The following is a 21,318-nucleotide window of genomic DNA, read 5'->3' on the forward strand; positions in this document are numbered from 1 at the left end:
GTTCCAGGCTGACTGGTACCTCGAAACCGACAGCTACCTCGAGCAGCTCGACCTCGACACCGTACACACGGAGTTCCCCGGGGAACTCGACTGCCAGATTGTGCCGAGTGGTCCCGGGTACGCGTCGGAGAATAACCTGCAGGTCTTCGTCTCGCTGCTCTACGCTGCCCGGCACCGCATCAGCATCACGAGCCCATACTTTGTGCCTGACGGCTCGATCATGAACGCCCTGCGGGCGGCCACGGCACGCGGCGTGGAGGTTGAGCTCTTCGTGTCAGAGATCGGTGACCAGGCGCTCGTCTACCACGCCCAACGCTCGTACTACGAGGAGCTCCTCACTGCCGGCGTGCGGATCTGGATGTACCGGCCACCGTACATTCTTCACTCGAAGCACTTCACGATTGACGACGAGGTCGCGGTTGTCGGCTCGTCGAACATGGATCCGCGATCGTTCGGCCTGAACATGGAGATTTCGATGGTCGTGCGCGGCGAGAGTTTCGTGCGCGATCTTGATGAGGTCAACGACTACTATCGGGCGAACTCCCGCGAGCTCCTGCCCGAGGAGTGGGCGAAGCAGCCGCTGCGTTCTCAGCTGCTCGATGGTCTTGCACGGCTGACCTCAGCACTGCAGTAGTCGCGGCGGTCGCGTGGCCGGAGGCGCGAGCGAGATATCGCGCGATCCGTGGCGGGCAGCTGCTCTGTACAACGCGCCGTGCCGTCACCCCGCCGCACCCTGCATGCCCCGTCGATGTCGTCGTTGATTGGGCGGTTGCGGGGATTCAGCAGCCGCCGATCACCTATGCGGGATCGTTTACGTACACGAGCGTCCCAACAGTGACCGATCCACAGCCACAGGAAGTCGCGAGCGCGACGGATGCCCTCGGCACCGCCGTCTCTGCCGGAGCGCTGAGGCGAAGCGCGCTATCGCAGGTTTGGCCTCAGCGCTGCGGGAGATCGGCTGCTGCCGGGTCGAGGCGCGTTGCCGCGTACCCGTCGGCGACGCTGCGCAGCAGCCACACCTCGCCGTTGGTGATGCGCGGCATCTCGGCTCGAGTGAGCTGCGCGATGCCTGCCCGGAGCATCGCGCCGTGGGCAACAACGATCGATCCGGGCGCGGTGCGGAAGATCTGATCGATTGCCGCGGCGGAGCGCTCGGCGACAACGTCGAGAGGCTCAGCTGCCGGGATGCCACGTTGCCCTGGCCAGCGCGCCTCTATCTCGGGCTGGAGCAGCCCCTCAGCCTCCCCGAAGTCTCGCTCCCAGAGGCCGTCGTTGATTGCAGGGGCGGCGAGACCGAGGCCCTCCGCGATAAGCTCTGCGGTCTCGATCGCCCGGCCGAGTGGCGAAGCGTGCACGAGTTTCCACGCCCCCGGAGCCGCCGCACGCAGCCGTTCGCCAGCTGCGCTCGCCTGCGCTTTGCCCGTTTCGTTGAGCGGGATCTCCGTGCGTCCCTGCACGCGTCGCTCCCGGTTGCAGTCGGTCTCGCCGTGTCGGACAAGTGCAATCACTGGGGCGTCCATCGAAGTCATGCGTCAACGCTAGCGCGTCCTCGCTGTACAGGAGCGGCGCTGACTCTATGGGCGACTCGTGCCTCGCGTTAGTCTTATCCATGCGACCTGCTCTGGCCGCAGGCGAACGAAAGAGGACAGCGTATGTTTGTGGTCACCACCAACGATGTGCCGGGCTACCGCGTGACGAAGGTGCTCGGAGAGGTCATGGGCTTGACGGTTCGCTCGGCGAACTTTGGGCAGAACTTCACCGCTGGCTTTCGCGCACTTGGCGGGGGCGAGATGCCCGAATTCACGAAGGTGATCTACGAATCACGCTGGGAAGTGATGAACCGGATGTGGGCGGAAGCGCAGCAGCGCGGCGCGAACGCGGTGATTGCGATGCGCTTTGACTCGGGGGCAATTGGTACATTCACCGAGTTCTGCGCGTATGGCACGGCCGTGGTCATCGAGCCCATCGATGGGGCCCAACCGCAGTAGCCGAGACACGACGGCAGCGACTGGCTGAGCCGCTCCACCCGGGACGCGTCCGAGCTGGCCGCCATCCGCGCGTTCGGCGGCGACCGCACTGCCCCTCGGAAGGCCGAGCGCCTCGAGGTAGCTCAGTCGGTGCGCCCGCCCCTTCCCAAGCAGCGGCTGCGCGCTTATCGTGAATAGTGCACGCGAAAACGCAACCCATCGGAGGGAGTTCGTCATGCGGGTACTCGTTTACGGAGCTGGGGCGATCGGCCTGTACGCTGCCGGGAAACTCGCGCAGGCTGGATGTGCGGTCACGCTCAAGGGGCGCTCGGCGACCGTTGAAGCGTTCACAGCTGGGCCGCTACGGATCAGCACTGCTGCTGGTGTGGAGGAGGTGCCAGGCATCGTCGCGGTCGAGGCGTTGCCTGCCGAAGAGCGGTTTGATCTCATCGTCGTCGCGACCAAGGCGTGGCAGGTTGCGCAGCTCGCGGGCGAACTGCCTGGGCTACTCGCCGAGGACGGCCGGGTACTGACGCTCCAGAACGGAGTCGACGCGCCAGCGCACGTTGCGGTCCCGCTCGGCGAGGGGAACGTGCTCGCCGGCGCCATCGTCGTGATCGCGAAGCGCGTCGGCCCGGCGGCAGTTGAGGTGGTCGGCACAGAGGCAGCGCTCACTGTTGGGACGCTCGGGAAGGCCTCGGGGGCCACACCCGCCAAGGCGGACGAGCGCGCGCTTGCGAAGCTCCGGGAGGCCGGCCTTGCGGTCGAATGGACGGGAAACGTACGTTCGGCGCTGTGGAAGAAGCTCGCCCTCATCGCATCGTACGGAGCGTCGGTGCTCTCGCCAATGCGACGGTGGGCGAGACGCGAACCACCCCTGAGACTCGCGTGCTCGTGGAACAGGCGATGCGGGAGGTGATCGCGGTGGGCAACGCTGCCGGCGCTGACCTGGACGGCTCCGACCTCGCTGACCTGATGCGCACATACGAGTCTGGCTTCGCGCCAGAGACGACCGCGTCGATGCAGCGCGACCTCGCCGCGGGAATGCCGTCCGAGCTTGCCGACCAGAACGGCGCTGTGGTCGCGCATGCGGCCAGAGCGGGCATCTCGGTGCCGATCCACGCGACTATCTACGCGTCGCAGCTGCCACGCGAGCGCGCCGCGCGACGGTGACTTTGGGTGCGAGCCTAGACAATCCAGTTAGTGACCACTAACCTTTGGGTACGGCCGGGCGCACCGATACGCCCGGGAACGCACCGAAAGGGGAGCGTCGATGGAGACCCTCACAAGCCAGGCGCGGCCTGCGAGCGAAGCGTATCGCTCGAACGAGGCCGCGCACCTCGCGGCGGTCGCGAGCCTGCGCACCCGTCTCGCCGAGATTTCACTCGGCGGAAGCGAAGCATCTCGGGAACGCCACGTCGGGCGCGGAAAACTACTGCCGCGCGAACGCGTCGAACGCCTCGTTGATCGCGGCAGCCCGCTGCTCGAGGTCGGGGCGCTCGCCGCCGACGGGGTGTACGACGAAGACATCCCAGCCGCAGGCCTCATCACCGCGGTCGGCGAGATCCACGGGCGCAAGGTCATGATCATCGCGAACGACCCCACCGTGAAGGGCGGCACCTACATGCCGCTCACGGTGAAGAAGCACCTGCGCGCCCAGGAGATCGCCGCTGAGAACGAGCTGCCGTGCGTGAGCCTCGTCGACTCGGGCGGCGCATTCCTCCCGCTGCAGGACGACGTGTTCCCCGACCGTGAGCACTTCGGCCGCATCTTCTACAACCAGGCCCGCATGTCGGCGCGGGGGATCGCGCAGATCGCCGCGGTCATGGGCTCGAGCACCGCAGGCGGGGCCTACGTGCCGGCGATGAGCGACGAGGTCGTCATCGTCCGCGAACAGGGCACGATCTTCCTCGGCGGCCCGCCGCTCGTGAAAGCCGCAACCGGCGAGGTCGTGAGCGCCGAAGAGCTCGGTGGTGGCGTTACCCACACCCGCGATTCCGGCGTCGCGGATCACCTCGCCGAGAACGACGAGCACGCGCTCGAGATCGTGCGCGACATCATCTCGCAGCTTCCCGCGCCAGCGCCGCGAGCCTGGGACATCGCGGAGCCCGAAGCCCCGGCGGTCGACCCGAGTCAGCTCTACGGCGTCGTTCCCCCAGAGCCACAGTCGCCCTACGACGTCCGCGAGATCATCTCTCGCATCGTCGACGGCAGCCGCTTCCACGAGTTCAAGCGAGACTTCGGGTCGACGCTCGTCACCGGCTTCGCCCACATTGAGGGGCACCCTGTCGGCATCATCGCGAACAACGGCGTGCTGTTTGCCGAGTCGGCGCAAAAGGGCGCACACTTCGTGCAGCTCTGCGATACCCGCAAGATTCCCCTCGTGTTCCTGCAGAACCTCTCCGGGTTCATGGTGGGGCGCGAGTACGAACGCGGCGGCATCGCGAAACACGGGGCGAAGATGGTCACCGCCGTCGCATGCGCCCGCGTGCCAAAGCTCACCGTCATCGTCGGCGGATCCTTCGGCGCCGGCAACTACGCGATGAGCGGCAGAGCGTACTCGCCCCGCTTCTTGTGGATGTGGCCGACCTCGCGCATCGGGGTGATGGGCGGGCCGCAGGCCGCGTCCGTGCTCGCGACAGTGAAGCGGGACAAGATCGAGGCTGCCGGCGGCACCTGGTCAGCTGAAGAAGAAGCCGAATTTAGCAGGCCAACCCTCGAGCGTTTCGCCGAGCAGAGCGATGCGCGCTACGCGAGCGCCCGGCTGTGGGACGACGGGATCATCGATCCGCTCGACACCCGCGGGGTGCTTGGCCTCGCGCTCGACACCGTTTCGCGGGCGCCGCTCGCGGATACCGGCTACGGAATCTTTCGGATGTGATGGCAATGTTTTCTTCAGTACTTATTGCAAACCGCGGCGAGATCGCCTGCAGGATTATCAGGACGCTGCGCGAGCTCGGCGTCCGCTCGGTCGCCGTCTACAGCGAGGTCGACGCGGACGCCCCGCACGTGCGGCTCGCCGACGAAGCCGTCGCGCTTGACGGCTCCGAACCTGGCAGCGCCGGGGGATACCTCAGCGTCACGCAGATCGTCGCCGCGGCGCAGGCAACCGGGGCAGAGGCGATCCATCCGGGCTACGGTTTCCTCTCCGAGCAGCCAGCGCTCGCGCTCGCCTGCGCCGCGGCAGGGATCGTGTTCGTCGGCCCGTCGGTCGAGGCACTCGAGGTCATGGGCGACAAGATAAGGGCGCGCGAACGGGTCTCCGTTCGCGGCGTGCCTGTCGTGCCTGGCGTCTCCGAGCCGGGACTCGACAATGATGAGCTCGTCGCGCGCGCAGCCGGCCTCACCTTCCCCGTGCTCGTCAAGCCCGCGGCAGGCGGGGGCGGCAAGGGCATGCACGCGGTGGATCGGCCGGAGGATCTCCCCGAGGCCCTCGCGACCGCGCGGCGCGAGGCGAAGGCCTCGTTCGGTGACGACACGCTCTTCCTCGAGCGCCTCATCGCGCGACCGCGCCACATCGAAGTGCAGGTCGTCGCCGACAACCACGGCACCGTGATCCACCTCGGCGAGCGCGAGTGCTCGCTGCAGCGCCGCCACCAGAAGGTCATCGAAGAGGCTCCTGCACCGAACCTCACTGACGAACTGCGAGCAAGGCTCGCCGAGGCAGCAGTCGAAACCGCACGCAGCGTCGACTACCGCGGCGTCGGCACGGTCGAGTTCATCGTCTCGGCGGACAACCCCGACGAGTTCGCATTCATGGAAATGAACACCCGCCTCCAGGTTGAGCATCCCGTCACCGAGGAAGTCACCGGGGTGGACCTCGTCGCCGCGCAGCTGCGCGTCGCAGCAGGTGAGCCACTCGGTATCGCCCAGGACGACGTCGTGCTTCGGGGACACTCGATCGAGGCGCGCATCTACGCGGAAAGCCCGCGCTCAGGATTCCTGCCAACTGGCGGAACGCTCACATACGTATCGCTGCCGGCGGGCGGCGGGATTCGCGTCGACGCCGCAATTACTGCGGGTGCCAGCGTCACCTCAGATTACGATCCGATGCTCGCCAAGGTCATCACCTTGGCCCCCGACCGCGCGGGAGCAATTCGGCTGCTGCGCGCCGCCCTCGCAGAGACGGTGACGCTCGGCGTTGACACAAACGTTGAGTTCCTCCGGCTGCTGCTGACCGATGCGGACGTGCGCTCCGGGCACCTCGACACCGCCCTGATCGAACGCGTCGCTCCCGAACTCGGTTACCGCGACGCCGACGATGCTGCGTTCGCAGCTGCAGCGCTCGTGCTCCACGCACGCGAGGTCGCGGCGCGCACTCAGGGGGCTGCCGGGCTTGGCTGGCGTATCGGTGAGCACGCTCCGGCGCGCTTCCGGCTCCGCGTAGCAGGAGCAGCCGACTCGGGCGACACCGTGCGCACGGTGCTCATCGCTGATGAGGGGCGCGACGCACGCGTGCGGATCGACGACGGCGACTGGCGCCCCGCGAGTGTGCAACTCGACGGGGCCGCTGCGGGCCAAGCTCCCGCGAGCGGCACCGCACAGGTGCACCTCGATGGGCGCAGCTCACGCGTCCACTTCGTATTCGACCCGCGCGCAGAGAGCGCACGCGAAGGGTCGATCACCGGCGCGCTGCGACTCGCAAGCGACGGCGCAGCCCTGCGATTCGAGGACGTCGCGCTCGAGCGCGTCACCCGCAGCGACGCGGCAGCACCCGAACTGCGCTCGCCGATGCCGGGCGCGGTGGTCGCCGTACACGCCGCAGACGGCGCGCTGGTGAGTGCCGGCCAGCCAGTGCTCAGTGTTGAAGCGATGAAGATGGAGCATGTGCTCCGCGCTCCCGTCGAGGGAACGCTGGTGCTGCGGGTTGCGGCAGGCCAGCAGGTCGGTGCAAACGAGGTACTCGCTGAGGTCATGCCAACCGGATCTGAGGGAGGCGACTCCGAGGTGAACGAACTACAATCGGCCGAAACGGTCGGAGAGGGCGCAGAACGATGAGCGGACGCAGATTCGAACAACGCGGGCGATACTTCGAGGAACTCGAGGAGGGCGACATCTACATCCACTCGCCGGCCCGCACCGTCACAGAGGCAGACAACGTGCTGTTTACGACGCTGACCATGAATCCGCAGTCGCTGCACCTCGACGCCGAATGGGCTGCCTCGACCGAGTTCGGGGAGCGGCTCGTGAACAGCATGTTCACGCTCTCAACACTCGTTGGCCTCTCCGTCGCTCAGCTCACGCAGGGCACGATCGTTGCGAACCTCGGCATGACCGATATCCGCTTCCCGTCGCCACTGAGAGCCGGTGACACGATGACCGCTGAGACGCGGGTGCTCGGCAAGCGGCTGTCGGAGTCGCGCCCCGGGCAGGGCGTCGTCGAATTCGAACACACCGCACGCGACCAGCGCGGTCACGTCGTCGCCGTCGCACGCAGGTCGACGCTCATGCTCTGCCGCCCAGAGGGCGAGCCTGCGCTCGGCGGGCCTGGAGAGCCAGAACCGGCCACCGGCGGCGACGCATGATCATTGGGCCAGCGCTCCTGTTCTGCCCAGGCGACCGCCCGGACCGCTACGCGAAGGCCGCTGACCGCGCAGACAGCGTGATCATCGACCTCGAAGACGCGGTCGCTCCGGCGGACAAGCCCGCCGCGCGTGAGGCGCTCATCGCGTCCATGCTCGACCCAGAACGCGTCATTGTCCGCGTGAACCCGAGCACCACCGAGTTCCACGCCGCCGACCTCGCAGCTCTCGCGCAGACCGCGTATCGGACGGTCATGCTGCCGAAGGCCGAACGGCAGGCCGATCTCGACGGCCTCGGCGACTACGACGTCATCGCGCTCTGCGAAACACCCATCGGAGTGCGCGACGTCGACGCGCTCGCCGCAGACCCACGAGTTGCCGCCCTCACCTGGGGCGCCGAGGATCTCGTCGCCGCTATCGGTGGCTTCACAAGCCGCACCGCTGATGGCCGCTTCGGCCAGCTCGCCCAGTACGCTCGCTCGCGCGTGCTGGTCGCAGCGGCGGCTGCGGGGAAGCCAGCGTACGACACCGTGCACACCGACCTGGCCGACGACGACGGACTCCGCGAAGAAGCAAGCGAAGCCGCGGCAGCCGGGTTCAGGGGCGCAATGTGCCTGCACCCAAGGCAAGTTGCGATCCTCCGAGAGGCGTACCGGCCTGACGCCGCGGCGGTCGAGTGGGCGCGTGGCGTGCTCGAAACCGCAGCTTCAGCCAGCGGCGGCGTGTTCGCCTACAACGGGCAGATGATCGACGAACCGCTGCTGCGGCAAGCACGCCGCATCACCGAAGCCGCGGGTACGACAGGCTGACGCATGGCGCCTGAACCGGGCAGCGACCAGTCGGCCGAGCAGCCGCGCACCCCTGTGGTGCCGCGGCGCTCGGCCTCGCTGCTGCTCGTACGCGACGACCCGCTGCGGGTGCTGATGCTCCGCCGGGGCAGCTCACGCGGCGCCTTCCCCTCCGCGCTCGTGTTTCCCGGCGGCGTGCTCGAGAAAGCGGACTGGGACTGGGCGAGCGCGAGCGGATCCACACCCACAACAGAAACAGCGGCCCTCCGTGCGACGGCGATCCGCGAAACGTGGGAAGAAGTTGGCGTGCTGCTCGCTCGCAACGCAGCTGGCGACACCCTCGAGGGCGCCAGCGTGAACACCCCGAGTGCTGTTGGGGAGGCGGGGCTCGCGGGGCGCTCGCCGCTGCCGGCGCGAAACTCGCCCTCGATGAGCTCGTTCCCTTCGGGCGCTGGATCACTCCGCTCGGAGGTGGGCGCCGCTTCGACACTGACTTCTTCCTCGCCCGCGCGCCCGCGGGGCAGGAACCAACGGCCGACGGCGTCGAGGCTGTCGCGATTCGCTGGGTGCGACCAGCTGAGGTCTCCGAGCTCACGAGCGAGATGCTGCTGCTGCCGACACTCATGAACCTCAAACGCCTCGGCGAGCACGCGACAGTAGCGCAGGCGCTCGCGGCAGCCCCGAGCTACCCCAATGTGCCCGTCACATCAACCGTAGGGTTCGACGCGGACGGGGCCCCCATCGTGCGGATTCCAGCGGAGGCGGGCTACGGGGTCACTGAATTTCGACCGAAAGATGCCGGCCACTATGAGCTCGAGCGGTGAGCAGTTGACGTGGCCTGCGAGCCGCGGCTGCACGCGGCGGGCTAGTTCGTGGCTGCGGCCTCGGCGCCGAAAAGACTGCTGAGCGCCATCTCAGCGAGGATCGCCCGCACTCTCGTTGGGGAGGCGAGCGAGCCGCTGTAAGGGGTCGAGTTCAGTAACCCGAACACCGCGTGCAAGCGAACCGTGAGATCAGCCCGGCTCACCTCCGGCATCAGGCGGCCCGCGATCGCCACCCAGCCGCTCACATAGCGCCGCTGAAGACTACGCACCTGACGCCGCGGCTCCTCGGGAAGGTTGCCGAGCTCCCGCTCCTGCGCAAGAATCACGTCGCGCTCATTCGTCGCGAAGTCGAGGTGGAAGTGAACGAGCTTGCGCAGGGTCTCCTCGTCGCTGAGTTCTTCGGCGATGATCACCTCGTAGCCAGCGAGCAGGCGCTCGCTCGCGCCGACGAGCAACTGGGTGAGGATGTCCTCTTTGCTTGAGAAGTGCCTGTAGAGGGCTGGCCCGCTGACGCCAACGGCAGCACCGAGCAGATCGATGGACACCCCACTAAAGCCGCGCTCGGCAATGAGGGCAGCAGCAGCCTCAAGATAGCGCTCACGCCGTTGCGCTTTCGCGCGCTCCCTTGGCGATGCTGACATGCGTCTCATCGTATCCGGTGGAAGCGAATTCGTCTCGAATCTCAGGCTATCCGGTTATCGGACGGTAACCGCGGGTGTGCCGCGTCGTTGGCAAAGCTGAGGATCAGTTTCCCCGGCACATTTCCGGCGAGGAGCGCGGCGAACGCTTCGCGCGCGCGTTCCACCGGGAAGGATCCCGCGATTGGTGGCCGAATAGCCGACGAGTCGATGAGGCGAACCGTCCGATGAAGCTCGTCAAGGGTGGAGCCAACTGATCCAACGATGCGCAGTTGCCGAAAAAATACGCGCGACAGGTCAGCCGGCGGCATTGAGCCCGTGGTCGCGCCGGCAACGACGATGACGCCCCCGTTCCGCACCGCCCGGAGCGAGTGCCCCCAGGTGGCCGCACCGACGGTTTCGATGACGACGTCGGCCTGCTCGGGGAGGCGGCCTCCTGGTACCAGCGCCGTCGCCCCAAGCGATGTGGCAAACGCTCGCCCAGCGACGCTCCTGCTCGTCGCGTACACCGTGGCACCCACCGCCTTTGCGAGCAGAATCGCTGCGCTCGAAACTCCACCAGCCGCGCCCTGTACGAGCACCACCTGCCCAGGGGCGGTCTTCCCGCGTGTGAAGAGCATGCGGTAGGCCGTGCCGAACGCCACCGGCAACGTCGCGGCCTCCGCGAAGCTCATCCCAGGGGGTTTCGGCACGAGATGCTGCTCGGGAACCATCACGACGTCCGCGAACGTGCCATCGACGGTCTCGCTCAGCATGCTTCGTCGCGGGTCCAGCGTGATGTCGCCGGTGGCACCGTCCCCGAGCATCGGATAGACGATCACCTCGCTGCCATCGGGGGCGAATCCCGCGCCGTCGCAGCCCAGCGTCATCGGCACGCGTTCCGCCGGATGCCCGACCCCGCGGAGCGTCCACAGGTCATGCATGTTGAGCGCCGCGGCCACAATTCGAACGGGCACCCAGCCGGTTCTGGGCTCCGGGTGGGGGCGATCCTCAACACTGAGGCCGCTGAGCGGATCATCCGCGTCCTGCGATACGACTCGCACGGCTCGCATCAGGAACCCCTCACCCTCACGAGGCGTCTCCTGCAGAGCCACTGCGGATGCCTCCGTCTCGGTCGAGAAGGTCGTTCAACCGCTGCCGCAGCAGGAACTTCTGTATCTTGCCGCTGGGGGTTCGCGGTAGCTCTTCGAGCACGACGACCTCCTCCGGCCAGTAGGGTTTCGCCACGCCCTTCGCCTCAAAGTGTGCGCGAAGCTCCGCGATCCCGAACGGTGCTGCCGGATCACTGAGCGTCACCACGGCGCACGCTGTCTCCTGCAACCTGGGGTGCGGAACGCCGACCACCGCGACGCCGCTGAGGCTCGGGTGTTCGTAGAGCACATTCTCGACGTAGATGACCGGGACGTTTTCGCCGCCACGCACGATCACATCCCGAGACCGGCCTGAGAGGCGAATGTATCCCTCATCGTCCATGACGGCCAGGTCGCCCGTAACAAACCAATCGTCATCAAAACTCTCGCGTGTGAGGTCGACGCCACCCAAGTACCCCTGAAAGAGAAACGGACCCCGCGCTTCCAAGAGGCCCTCTTCCCCGACGACGGGGTCATGGCCACGTTCCGGGACGACACGCACTTCCATGCCGGGAAGGGCCCGGCCATCAGTCGTTGTGACTTTCTCCTTGGGGTCGCCAGGCAGCACCATCGTGACCAGCCCGTCTTCCGTTTGCCCCCAGCCCCCGAGCACGGACATTTCAGGCAGGCGCTGCTTCGCTTGCTCAACGTAGACCCGCGGGATCGGTGCGCCCATGCAGCAGAACCGCTTGAGCGTCGAGAGTTTTTGAGCATCGAGATCTGCGACAGCAATGAGGTCATGCAGGAAAGGCGTTGCCCCTGAGGTGTGCTGAACTCCGTATCGCTCAACGAGACCAACGAACTCCGTGGCGCTCCACGAATCCTGGTAGACCGCGGTCGCTCCGAGCCTCACCGCGAGTGAAACACCAAACAGATATCCGGTGAGGTGGCCGAATGTCGAGGCCATGTGGAGCACGGAGGTGTGATCCATCCCGAGGTTTCCCTCCCAGGGGAGCGACGCCGCTAACAGCGTATTGTGCGTGTGCATCGCCCCCTTGGGGAGACCTGTCGTGCCCGAGGTGAACATGAGCATTGAGACATCGTTCGGGTGTGGCCGCCGCTCGGCGAGTCGCATCGGATCGCGAAGCAACTCCCAGGGCGTGGAAATGAACTCTTCCCAACTGCGCTCCTCCAGTCGAAGCCCGCTGCCGGCGTCGACGACGAGCACCTGTTGTAGCTCGGGCAGCTCGGGCCGCAGCCGGGCGATCATGTCCGGATAATTGAAGCCTTTGAACTCAGAGACGGTCACAAGAACCTTCGCCTGCGATTCCCGCATCATGTATCCGACCTCACGGTCGCGGTACACGGGAATGAGCGGGCTGGTTACGGCCCCAACCCGGACTGCCGCGCAGTGAGCGATCGCCCATTCGCGTCGATTGGGGAGCTGGATCGATACGGTGTCGCCAGGGTGAACGCCCATTTCGGCGAACCCGAGCGCTGCGCGGTCGACGAGCTGCTTGAACTCTCGGTAATTCAGCTCGCCATTGCAATCCACAATGGCGAGCTGATCCGGGTGTGCTGCCGCTGCCGAGTCGAGGTAGTCCACGATGAGACGGTCGCCCCAGAAACCGGCCTTCGTGAAGGTCGAGATGTCCTCTTCGGTGAGGAGCGTGTCGAACTGTCGCGGGGGAAGTGCTGTGATTGTTGACATCGTGTCTCCTGAACGGTCGAGTGGGTGGTTGGAGATTTACGCCATGGTGAGACCGCCACTCACCGAGACGGTCTGTCCGGTGATGTAGGCGCTGTCGTCGCTCGTGAGAAAGGCAACCGCGGCCGCGATGTCGGCTGGCAGTGCCAGCCGGCGGAGCGGGATCGACCGCTCGAGCGACTCTCGGAGCCGGGGGTTCTTCGCTGAGATCCCCGCGAAGAGAGGCGTGTCTGACGGGCCAGGGCAGACCGCGTTTGCGCGGACACCGTGCTTGGCGAGCTCACGCGCGATGGTCTTAGTGAACGCGACGACGCCGCCTTTGGCTGCCGAATAGACTGCCTCGCCTGTTGAGCCAACCCGCGCAGCATCGCTGCCGATGTTGACGATCGCTCCGGTTCCCTTGGCGATGAGTGTTGGCATTACCGCCTGGCACATGTGGAGTGTGCCGTAGAGATTGATCGCAACGATGCGATCCCAATCTGCCGTGCTGCTCTCCACGAAAGGGCCGACGGCGTCCCACCCGGCATTGTTCACGAGCACATCGATGGTTCCGTGGGCATCGAGCACGCGGGCAACCCCCGCGTCGACGCTCGAACGGTCGGTGACATCGATCCGCATTCCGGTGACGTTCTCGCCCAGCGAAGCCGCAACGCTCTCCGCGGCCTCTTCATTGATATCGCTGAAGATGACGCGCGCGCCCTCCTCTGCGAGACGCTTTGCGATCCCCGCGCCCAACCCGCTTGCTGCGCCGGTTACGATGGCGACTGGGCCTGTAGAGGTACTCATAGTGTTCGCATCCTTACCTTCCGTGCAAGGTGCAGCTCAACGGGTCGCCCCGCGGTGACGAGCTGCTTGATGAGGAGGGGCCGCGTGCCCCTGTGCCGGCTCCCAACCCGTTGGGCGGCAATGAACGGCGAAATCACGGCGACCCCTCAATGCCAACTCACGTGCTTCGCGAAGTCTGGGCGGCGTTTCTCGGCGAACGCCGCCGCACCCTCGACGCCCTCGGGGGAATCAGTGAAAATGTCGAGCGCTGACATCGCGAGATTCGAGAGGCCTGCCTGATGATCGGTATCGGCGTTGAACGAGTGCTTGAGTATGCGCAGTGCGGTTGGGCTCTTTTCCGCGATCTCAGCCGCCCATGACTTGGCCTCACTGAGGAGTTGCTCGGGCGGCACGACGGCGTTCACCAGGCCCCACCGTTCCGCAGTCTGTGCGTCGTAGACACGGCAGAGGTACCACATTTCCCTCGCGCGCTTCTCGCCAATAACTCGCGCAAGATAGGCCGACCCGAACCCTGCGTCAAAGGACCCGACCCGCGGCCCAGCCTGGCCGAACCTGGCGGTCGTCGCCGCGATTGAGATGTCGCAGAGCACATGCAACACGTGCCCGCCTCCCACGGCGATCCCGTTCACGGCCGCGATCACGGGCTTGGGGATGTCGCGAATGGTCTTGTGCAGGTTGCCTATCTCGAACATCCCTGAGGCGGTCGCGCCGTAGTCGCCAGTCTCTGCTCGTTGTTTTTGGTCGCCTCCGGCGCAGAACGCCTTCTCTCCAGCGCCGGTGAGGATGACGGAACGGACACCCGGGTCCGCCCAAGCCGTTCGAAACGCCTGGATGAGTTCCTCGACCGTTGCCCCGCGAAACGCATTGAAACGATGCGGGCGGTTGATCGTGATGAGCGCGGTGGAATCCTCAACCGAGTAGAGAATGTCTTCGAAGCTAGGCACAGTTTCCTCCTTGAAACGATGGTGCGCTGCCAGCAGTTCTCGCGGGGGTGGCAAACGAGCGGCGCAGGGCGGCGCAGGGCGGCGCAGTGCTGGGCGGCGCCAGTGTGCGGATCAGTGAACGGCCTTGGTACAGGCAAGAACTCGTGGTCGCGGTGGCCGAGCTGGCCGCGCGTTCACAGTGGCCGATGGGCGAACGCGGTAGCCCGCACCCCCAGTGTGATGGACCGCGACCGACGCGACTAGGTCCCCAAGGACCTAGCCGGGGCGCCACTGCCCGCTGCGACGCACCGGCTAGGGGAGTAAGCCGTGAGCGCGTGCGACCGATACAGCCTCGACCCTGCTGTGAACGCTGAGTTTCACCATGATCGCGCGCATGTAGCTGCGCACGGTTGCGAGTTTGAGGCCGAGCCGCGCGCCCACTTCGGCGTATTCGCAACCAAGAGCGACCTGAGAGAGCACATCTAGCTGCCTGCGTGAGAGCTTGGGGAAGGTGGTGCTGGACTCAGGCTGTTCCGGCGGTTGCAGCGTCGCGGTGAAGTCACGCAGGCGAGCCGCGACCTTCGCGTCGTCCGTGAGTCGCGCTATTGATACCAGCTCGGCATAGGTCTCCCGCACAGTCTCAGTTAACCGGCGATCCCTCCCGATCGCGCCTACTTCGGCGAAGCGCAGTATGGCCACGCGCCTGTCAACTTCGTCACGCACGTGCATTTCGTATCCGATCGAGGTGGCGGCCTGATAGACCTCGCCAAGGATGGCGTTGCCGAGGTGATAGCGGTCGCGGGTTGCTGCGTACAGCGCTCCGCGGGCTTGGCCGTCAACGAGTACGGGGACCGCTGCCATGGTGCGCAAGCCCTCGACTCTGATCACGTCGTCGAACACGTGCGTGATTGAAGGGGCCTTCAGGTAGTCGGATACCCCCTGAGGGCGCCCGCACTGCATGGCTTTTCCGCCCAGCCCGTCACCCAAGCGCACACGTTGCCCGAGGACGCTGCGTGTCCTTCCGCCAATCTGGTCGGAGACGACGAGTTCGTTCCCGTCGAAGATCCCACCGAATAAGACGTCGACCAACGCCCTCGTTGCCATCGGGCGCAGCGAGCTCGTCACCAACTCACGGTCATCGGCGCGGTGCAGCGCCCCAATGCTGTCGGCCATGACATCACACTCCGGTGTTAGGTTGCGAGTGTGGGGTATTTTAGCAAAGCGTGAGTGCGCTGTCGTGTGTTGCTGGCGTTGGCCGGGGCCCTGTGGGCGCGCGCTGAGCCCGATCCGTGCTCGCTGTATCGCGCTGCTCGCCGCTCGCCGCGTGCGGTCCGATCGCCGACCCCTGGCGCTGCCCGTGCGGGCGTCTACCACCCCTGTGCCTTCGCCGATCCACCGCGTAACGCCTCTGGCGAACACGGCCCCACGACCAGGCGAGGGCGCGTAGCCTTTACCCAGCGGCGGTTCCATACCCCGTGGACCGTCAAGGAGGGTATAGATGTTTGAGAGATTCACTGACCGCGCTCGTCGCGTGATCGTGCTCGCCCAGGAAGAGGCGAAGCTGCTCAACCACAACTACATTGGTACTGAGCACATCCTGCTCGGCCTCATTCACGAGGGCGAGGGTGTCGCAGCGAAAGCTCTTGAGCAGCTCGACATTTCACTCGACGCAGTGCGCACGCAGGTCACCGAGATTATCGGTACCGGGCAGCAGCCTCCGTCGGGACACATTCCCTTCACGCCTCGCGCGAAGAAGATGCTTGAGTTGAGCCTGCGCGAATCGCTGCAGCTCGGCCACAACTACATCGGCACCGAGCACATCCTGCTCGGGCTCATCCGTGAGGGCGAGGGCGTTGCCGCTCAGGTGCTCGTGAAGCTCGGCGCGGACCTGAACCGTGTGCGCCAGACCGTGATCCAGCTCCTCTCCGGCTACCAGGCAGGCAAGGAAAGCGCGACCGTTGGCGCGCCGGAGACTGGCGAGCAGCCGAAGGGTTCGCAGGTCCTCGACCAGTTTGGTCGGAACCTGACCCAGGCAGCACGCGAGGGCAAGCTCGACCCGGTCATCGGGCGCGAGAAAGAGGTGGAGCGGGTCATGCAGATCCTCTCACGCCGCTCCAAGAACAACCCGGTGCTTATCGGTGAACCCGGTGTGGGTAAGACCGCCGTCGTCGAGGGCCTCGCGCAGGCCATCGTCAAGGGTGAGGTTCCCGAGACGCTCAAGGACAAGCAGGTCTACGTCCTTGACCTTTCCTCGATGATCGCCGGTAGCCGCTACCGTGGCGATTTCGAAGAGCGCCTGAAGAAGGTCACCAAGGAGATCCGCAACCGCGGCGACATCATCATCTTCATCGATGAGATCCACACCCTCGTGGGTGCCGGTGCCGCCGAGGGCGCGATCGACGCCGCGAACATCTTGAAGCCGATGCTCTCGCGCGGTGAGCTGCAGACGATCGGTGCCACGACGCTCGACGAGTTCCGCAAGCACTTCGAGAAGGACGCTGCGCTTGAGCGCCGCTTCCAGTCGATCATGGTGAACGAGCCGTCGCTCCCGCACTCGATCAACATCTTGAAGGGTCTCCGCGACCGGTACGAGGCGCACCACAAGGTCTCGATCACCGACGGTGCGATCGTCGCCGCAGTGAACCTCGCTGACCGCTACGTGCAGGATCGCTTCCTGCCGGACAAGGCCATCGACCTGATCGATGAGGCAGGCGCACGCCTCCGCCTCTCGATCCTCTCGAGCCCGCCCGAGCTGCGTGAATTCGACGAGAAGATCGCCGTTGTCCGCGCCGACAAGGAGCAGGCAATCGAGGCGCAGGACTTCGAGAAGGCAGCGAACAAGCGCGACGAAGAGAAGAAGCTCATCGCCGAACGCCTCCGCCTCGAGAAGCAGTGGCGCGCGGGCGACGTCGCGACGAACGCCGAGGTTGATGAGGGACTCATCGCCGAGGTGCTCGCGCAGGCGACCGGTATTCCCGTGTTCAAGCTCACCGAGGAGGAGACGAGCCGTCTCCGCTTTATGGAAGAGGCGCTGCACCAGCGCGTCATCGGCCAGAACGAGGCCATCTCGGCGCTCGCGAAGACGATTCGTCGTCAGCGCGCAGGGCTGAAGGATCCGAAGCGTCCCTCTGGCTCGTTCATCTTCGCCGGCCCAACGGGTGTCGGCAAGACCGAGCTCGCGAAGGCACTCGCGGAGTTCTTGTTCGACGACGAGGATGCGCTCATCTCGCTCGACATGTCGGAGTACGGCGAGAAGCACACCGTGTCTCGCCTGTTCGGCGCCCCTCCCGGGTTCGTCGGCTTCGAAGAGGGCGGCCAGCTCACCGAGAAGGTGCGCCGCAAGCCGTTCTCCGTCGTGCTGTTCGATGAGATCGAGAAGGCACACCCCGACATCTTCAACTCGCTGTTGCAGGTGCTCGAAGAGGGACGTCTCACCGACGGCCAGGGCCGTGTTGTCGACTTCAAGAACACCGTCATCATCATGACCACGAACCTCGGTTCGACCGCGATTGCCGGTGGCCCAGTTGGCTTCCAGCTCGAGGGCGACTCGCAGGTCGGCTACGAGACGATGAAGGGCAAGGTCAACGAGGAGCTCAAGAAGCACTTCAAGCCCGAGTTCCTCAACCGTGTCGATGACACGATCGTGTTCCCGCAGCTCTCGAAGCCCGAGCTGCTGCAGATCGTCGACCTGTTCGTGAAGCAGCTCAAGGATCGTCTCCTTGACCACGACATGTACATCGAGGTGTCGCAGCCTGCGCGCGAGCGCCTGTCCGAGATTGGGTACGACCCGACCCTCGGTGCACGTCCGCTCCGCCGCGCGATCCAGCGCGAGATCGAGGATCAGCTCTCGGAGAAGATCCTTGGAGCTGAGCTGCTCGCCGGCGACACCGTGATGGTGGAGTTCGAGGACGGCAAGTTCACCTTCGACACGAAGCGTGACCAGCAGAAGTCACACGGCGAGGCTTCGGCCGCCGCCGCAGCTGCTGCAGCCTCGACCGGGCTCACCCCGGGACAGGGCGAGTAGCTAAGGGCGCGTCTCACGCATCAGCACAAGGGGTCCGGCAGTGCCGGGCCCCTTTTGCGTGCCCGCTCCGGGGAGCGGTCGACGTTTCCTACGTCATCTGCACTTCTGAGGAGAGATCTCCTCAAAACGGGCAGAGGAATCGCCGATTTGAGAGTTATCGCAGCTGTGTCTCGCCAGAATGCCAGCCGCGGCCAATCCGCTGCCTATCCGAGGCCTGCTTGCGGCCGATCCGCAGTCGGGCGTTAGTGCTGTGCGCCCTCGAATCCGAGCAACTGTTGCTTCATCTCAGTACCAAACAGGTATCCACCAAGCCCACCATCCGAGCGCACTATGCGATGGCACGGAACTATGAGTGCGATGAGGTTCGTCGCGCAGCCTGAGGCCGCGGCGCGCACCGCCGAGGGTCTACCCGCACGGGCCGCGAGCTCCGAATACGTCACGGTGCGACCCGCGGGCACCCCTCTGAGCGCGCGCAGCACCTCGCCTCGGAACGGGGTCTCCCGCTGAGCGACCCCGAGCCCGTCGAGCGCTTCGGTATCTCCAGCGGCGTACGCGCGCAGTGCGGTTGGAACGGGACCGCCATGGGTTTCGTCGGCAGCGAGCCCTCGAGCTGCGAGTTCGGGCGCGCTCACGCGGAGTCTGGCCCACAGCTCATCGGCTGCAATCGGGGTGTCCGTCGGCTGCGAGCGGAAGCCCGCCGCGCGAACCACATCGTCCTCTGGTGTCCAGATCGTGAGGAATGGCGAACCGACAATGTCGACGGTGGTGTGTGCAAGCTGGTGGGTCATGCTGTCTCCTTTGCGGTGGCTCCGGCGAGAAAACCCGCCCAGAGAAACTGTGTTGCATAGCCGCGGTAGGGCCGCCACTGCTCGGCGATCCGCTCGGCTTCTGCGGCGCTCTGAACACCCAGCGCCCTGCGAAGGATGAGGTCGCCAGCGGGGTACGCGTCAGGATCTCCGAACGCGCGCATTGCGATGAGCTCCACCGTCCACGGCCCGATCCCACGTATCGCGAGTAGCTCGACGCGACTGCGCTCCCGGTCGGCGCCCCGACCAATATCGAGGCCGCCTGCAAGTGCTGCCGCCAACGACCGAAGCGTTTCCGCCCGTGAGCCAGTAATGCGCAAGCGCTCCTTGATCGATTCGGGGCTTTCGGCCGCGATGCGTGCTGCGCAGACGCGGCTGGCGAACTGGGACCCGCCGCCTTCGAGCGGTGCTGGGTCAGCGTATGCCGCGACGAGTCGCCCCTGCAGCGTGCGTGCAGCCGCGAGCGACACCTGCTGTCCGAGGACGGTGGCGAGCGCGAATTCGTGCGGGTCCCTGGCTCCGGGCAGCCGCAGCCCCGGCCGGGCGGCGACCAGCGGGCCGAGGACGGGATCGAGCGCGAACGCGGCCGCCACCTGCGTCGGGTCAGCGTCGAGATCGAGCATGTGTCGCACGAGTTGGATCGCTGGCATGGTGTCAGCGAGACTCGGCAGCGTGAGCACCACCGGAATGCCGAGAGCTGTTTCGGGTTGCGCGTGGACCGGCGGGATTTCTGCCCAGGCGATCGTGACGCTTGCGGTGCCGCCGGGGACGTCCAGTGCGTGCGATGTCGCAGCAGCGGTGCTCGGGTCGAAGGGGGCATGCTCGGTAGTGTCCAGCGCGCTCGCGGAGGCGGCAGCGGCTGCGGCCATCGCTGCGGTACCTGAGCCCCCAGCCGCCCCACCTATTTCGTCGCGCCCGGGAATCGCGTGCGCGGCGAGGAAAGCGCGCAGTGCTTCGGCATCAAACGGTGCGCGCGTCTGTAACCTAAGCGCTACACGGGGGTGCTCAGGCGAAAAAGGCTCGTCACCCAGCGGGCCTTCGCCGCTTCGCGTAGCCGCTGGTGAGCGACGCGAACCGCGGGCCAGTTCGGAAGGCGCGACCCCGAACTCCTCCCGCATCGTCTCACCGAACTGTCTGACGCTGCCAAACCCGGCCGCAAACGCGACGTCGCTGAGCGTGAGAGTTGTCTGCTCGATGAGTGCGCGTGCCGCGTGTGCCCGCCGGGTTCTGGCAAGCTGCAGCGGCGTCGCCCCGATCTCTTCCTGCAGCATGCGACGCAGGTGCCGCTCGCTCACCGCGAGATCCCGTGCGAGGCCGGCGACACCGACGGTATCGACCGCACCGTCACGAATGCGCCGGACCGCGCGGGAAACGAGGTCGCTGCGGTGGTCCCAGTCTCGACTGCCGGGGAGTGCGTCCGGCCTGCATCGTTTGCAGGCGCGAAACCCCGCTGCGACACACGCGGCGGCGCTCGGAAAGAAGCGGCAGTTTTCCGGCTTCGGTTTCCGTGCGGGGCACGATGGGCGGCAGTAGATGCCTGTGCTCGTCACGCCAAGGTACACTCGGCCGTCCCAGCGCCTGTCGCGCCCGGACGCCGCCCGGTAGCAGGCGTCGAAGCTGAGGGGGAGGTCGGTACGTTCTGCTGGCACGCACTCATTCTGCCCGCCGTGACGCACATGCGCACGCGGAAATCGGACACCGCGGTGCGCGGGTTGGTGAGCACTAGACTTTGTGCATGAGTGTGAGCGATACCAGCGCCATCAATGTACGCCCGGCGACCACGCACGACGTTGCGAAGATCGTCGCACTGATGGAACCACTCGTTGCAAGGCGAATTCTGCTCGGCAAGGATATGGTCGAGCTGTACGGTGCCGTTCCCGGGTTCATGGTTGCCGAGGACGCCGAGGGGCGGGTCATCGGCTACGGTGCGCTGCACGTGATGTGGGAGCACCTGGGAGAAGTACGCACGCTCGGCGTGTCAGAGGAGTACCTCGGGCGCGGGGTGGGTCGCGCCGTGCTGTCGGCACTGGAGCAGCGTGCACGTGATCTCGGGTTGCAGCAGCTCTTCTGCTTGACGTTTGAGACCGACTTCTTCGGTCGGAATGGCTTTGCCGAGGTGGGGGAGGACGCCGAACTCGTAGCGGCGGAGGTTTACGCTGAGCTGCTGCGCTCACATGACGAGGGCATCGCTGAGTTCCTGGATCTTGCCAGGGTGAAGCCGAACACACTTGGCAACACCCGCATGTTGAAGCGTCTATAGCG

Annotated in this window: 20 protein-coding genes and 1 pseudogene; 12 read left to right on the forward strand and 9 right to left on the reverse strand. The window is 66.1% G+C overall.

Translation table 11 applies throughout. From position 1 onward, the window contains the following. A partial coding sequence (locus SD72_RS11930; RefSeq protein WP_042544697.1) for a phospholipase D-like domain-containing protein occupies positions 1 to 634 on the forward strand: 634 nt, incomplete at its 5' end. A gap of 304 nt (positions 635 to 938) precedes the next feature. Here the strand turns inward: SD72_RS11930 and SD72_RS11935 are convergent. Then, positions 939 to 1,529: a histidine phosphatase family protein gene (locus SD72_RS11935; RefSeq protein WP_042544698.1), complete on the reverse strand. Its 591-nt coding sequence runs from the start codon at positions 1,527 to 1,529 to the stop codon at positions 939 to 941. A 123-nt stretch (positions 1,530 to 1,652) separates the two neighbouring features. Between SD72_RS11935 and SD72_RS11940 the strand changes: the two genes are divergently transcribed. From SD72_RS11940 to SD72_RS18290, 9 genes and pseudogenes are all read left to right on the forward strand, one after another. Further along, on the forward strand, positions 1,653 to 1,988 hold the full coding sequence (locus SD72_RS11940) for a YbjQ family protein (RefSeq protein WP_042544699.1): 336 nt from the start codon (positions 1,653 to 1,655) through the stop codon (positions 1,986 to 1,988). A 214-nt stretch (positions 1,989 to 2,202) separates the two neighbouring features. Further along, positions 2,203 to 2,886 (forward strand): ketopantoate reductase family protein, encoded by a 684-nt coding sequence (locus tag SD72_RS11945; protein ID WP_052492651.1) that lies wholly within the window; start codon positions 2,203 to 2,205, stop codon positions 2,884 to 2,886. Continuing rightward, complete coding sequence (locus SD72_RS17025) at positions 2,823 to 3,140, forward strand: ketopantoate reductase family protein (protein WP_198141957.1); 318 nt, start codon at positions 2,823 to 2,825, stop codon at positions 3,138 to 3,140. The genes SD72_RS11945 and SD72_RS17025 overlap by 64 nt, the downstream gene beginning before the upstream one ends. A gap of 100 nt (positions 3,141 to 3,240) precedes the next feature. Beyond that, positions 3,241 to 4,848 carry a carboxyl transferase domain-containing protein gene (locus SD72_RS11950; protein WP_042544700.1) on the forward strand — a complete coding sequence of 536 codons (1,608 nt, stop codon included), beginning with the start codon at positions 3,241 to 3,243 and terminating at the stop codon, positions 4,846 to 4,848. Then, a complete protein-coding gene (locus SD72_RS11955; RefSeq protein ID WP_042544701.1) occupies positions 4,848 to 6,965 on the forward strand; it encodes an ATP-binding protein in 2,118 nt (705 codons plus the stop codon). Before SD72_RS11950 ends, SD72_RS11955 begins: the two co-directional genes overlap by 1 nt. After that, positions 6,962 to 7,492: a MaoC family dehydratase gene (locus SD72_RS11960; RefSeq protein ID WP_042544702.1), complete on the forward strand. Its 531-nt coding sequence runs from the start codon at positions 6,962 to 6,964 to the stop codon at positions 7,490 to 7,492. The genes SD72_RS11955 and SD72_RS11960 overlap by 4 nt, the downstream gene beginning before the upstream one ends. Further along, positions 7,489 to 8,298 carry an HpcH/HpaI aldolase/citrate lyase family protein gene (locus tag SD72_RS11965; RefSeq protein ID WP_042544703.1) on the forward strand — a complete coding sequence of 270 codons (810 nt, stop codon included), beginning with the start codon at positions 7,489 to 7,491 and terminating at the stop codon, positions 8,296 to 8,298. Before SD72_RS11960 ends, SD72_RS11965 begins: the two co-directional genes overlap by 4 nt. Before the next feature lie 114 nt (positions 8,299 to 8,412). Continuing rightward, a pseudogene (locus SD72_RS18705) lies at positions 8,413 to 8,526 on the forward strand (hypothetical protein); the annotation flags it as partial. A gap of 41 nt (positions 8,527 to 8,567) precedes the next feature. Next, positions 8,568 to 9,101 (forward strand): hypothetical protein, encoded by a 534-nt coding sequence (locus tag SD72_RS18290; RefSeq protein ID WP_052492653.1) that lies wholly within the window; start codon positions 8,568 to 8,570, stop codon positions 9,099 to 9,101. Positions 9,102 to 9,142: 41 nt separating this feature from the next. Here SD72_RS18290 and SD72_RS11975 read toward each other — a convergent pair whose 3' ends face one another. The 6 genes from SD72_RS11975 to SD72_RS12000 form a co-directional block, all read right to left on the reverse strand. Continuing rightward, complete coding sequence (locus SD72_RS11975) at positions 9,143 to 9,742, reverse strand: TetR/AcrR family transcriptional regulator (RefSeq protein WP_084767178.1); 600 nt, start codon at positions 9,740 to 9,742, stop codon at positions 9,143 to 9,145. Between the two features lie 41 nt (positions 9,743 to 9,783). Then, positions 9,784 to 10,791, reverse strand: coding sequence for a zinc-binding dehydrogenase (locus SD72_RS11980; protein ID WP_042544746.1), 1,008 nt, complete (start codon positions 10,789 to 10,791; stop codon positions 9,784 to 9,786). A 16-nt stretch (positions 10,792 to 10,807) separates the two neighbouring features. Then, positions 10,808 to 12,520: an AMP-binding protein gene (locus SD72_RS11985; protein ID WP_042544705.1), complete on the reverse strand. Its 1,713-nt coding sequence runs from the start codon at positions 12,518 to 12,520 to the stop codon at positions 10,808 to 10,810. Positions 12,521 to 12,556: 36 nt separating this feature from the next. Then, positions 12,557 to 13,303 (reverse strand): SDR family NAD(P)-dependent oxidoreductase, encoded by a 747-nt coding sequence (locus SD72_RS11990; RefSeq protein ID WP_042544706.1) that lies wholly within the window; start codon positions 13,301 to 13,303, stop codon positions 12,557 to 12,559. A gap of 146 nt (positions 13,304 to 13,449) precedes the next feature. After that, positions 13,450 to 14,247: an enoyl-CoA hydratase-related protein gene (locus tag SD72_RS11995; protein WP_042544707.1), complete on the reverse strand. Its 798-nt coding sequence runs from the start codon at positions 14,245 to 14,247 to the stop codon at positions 13,450 to 13,452. 291 nt (positions 14,248 to 14,538) lie between these two features. After that, positions 14,539 to 15,399, reverse strand: coding sequence for a helix-turn-helix transcriptional regulator (locus SD72_RS12000; protein ID WP_042544708.1), 861 nt, complete (start codon positions 15,397 to 15,399; stop codon positions 14,539 to 14,541). A 325-nt stretch (positions 15,400 to 15,724) separates the two neighbouring features. On the opposite strand from SD72_RS12000, the gene SD72_RS12005 reads away from it, so the two are divergent. Continuing rightward, the gene (locus tag SD72_RS12005) at positions 15,725 to 18,250 is read left to right on the forward strand and encodes an ATP-dependent Clp protease ATP-binding subunit (protein ID WP_042544709.1); all 2,526 of its coding nucleotides are present in this window, start codon (positions 15,725 to 15,727) and stop codon (positions 18,248 to 18,250) included. 242 nt (positions 18,251 to 18,492) lie between these two features. Here SD72_RS12005 and SD72_RS12010 read toward each other — a convergent pair whose 3' ends face one another. Both SD72_RS12010 and SD72_RS12015 read right to left on the reverse strand, forming a co-directional pair. After that, the gene (locus SD72_RS12010; protein ID WP_042544710.1) at positions 18,493 to 19,038 is read right to left on the reverse strand and encodes a methylated-DNA--[protein]-cysteine S-methyltransferase; all 546 of its coding nucleotides are present in this window, start codon (positions 19,036 to 19,038) and stop codon (positions 18,493 to 18,495) included. Continuing rightward, positions 19,035 to 20,705 carry a DNA-3-methyladenine glycosylase 2 family protein gene (locus SD72_RS12015; RefSeq protein ID WP_042544711.1) on the reverse strand — a complete coding sequence of 557 codons (1,671 nt, stop codon included), beginning with the start codon at positions 20,703 to 20,705 and terminating at the stop codon, positions 19,035 to 19,037. Before SD72_RS12015 ends, SD72_RS12010 begins: the two co-directional genes overlap by 4 nt. 86 nt (positions 20,706 to 20,791) lie before the next feature. Between SD72_RS12015 and SD72_RS12020 the strand changes: the two genes are divergently transcribed. Continuing rightward, positions 20,792 to 21,316, forward strand: a complete 525-nt coding sequence (locus SD72_RS12020) for an amino-acid N-acetyltransferase (protein ID WP_042544712.1) — start codon at positions 20,792 to 20,794, stop codon at positions 21,314 to 21,316. The last annotated feature ends 2 nt before the right edge of the window (positions 21,317 to 21,318 follow it).

This window comes from Leucobacter komagatae, from assembly GCF_000834055.1.
Lineage (GTDB): Bacteria > Actinomycetota > Actinomycetes > Actinomycetales > Microbacteriaceae > Leucobacter > Leucobacter komagatae_A.